This window comes from Cognatundibacterium luofuense, assembly GCF_018139685.1.
In the GTDB taxonomy this organism is placed as follows: domain Bacteria; phylum Pseudomonadota; class Gammaproteobacteria; order Burkholderiales; family Burkholderiaceae_D; genus Undibacterium; species Undibacterium luofuense.
The window spans coordinates 1-337 of sequence record NZ_JAGSPN010000383.1; the positions used below are offsets into that span (position 1 = coordinate 1).

Here is a 337-nt window from a genome sequence, read left to right on the forward strand (position 1 = left end):
TTTCTTTCAGTGCCGTCAGCTCAGTCCCGGCTAAACCTGCACACCGCGCTCGCCCAATTTCCGCAACGGATTCCCGCCCTGTATTGTGTAGGCAGGTACCTCGCCACGCACAACTGAACCAGCAGCAATCACGCAGCCCCGACGTAGCACCGCGCCATCGAGTAAGACACAGTTCGCACCTATCCACACATCATCTTCAATCACAATGCCGCCTTTGCTGGGCAAAAAACCCTGCTGATTGATGCGGACATCACGCGCCATATACGCGTGATTCACTGGTGCGAAAGTGCAGTTCGCAGCGATAGCCACATCCGCACCAATACGGATGCCATTGCCG

1 protein-coding gene is annotated in these 337 nt (G+C 56.1%); it reads right to left on the reverse strand.

The window, feature by feature from the left end; translation table 11 throughout:
• Window positions 1-30 precede the first annotated feature (30 nt).
• Window positions 31-337 (reverse strand): acyltransferase (locus tag KDM89_RS20875; RefSeq protein WP_212689749.1); only part of this gene is annotated, 307 nt, incomplete at its 5' end.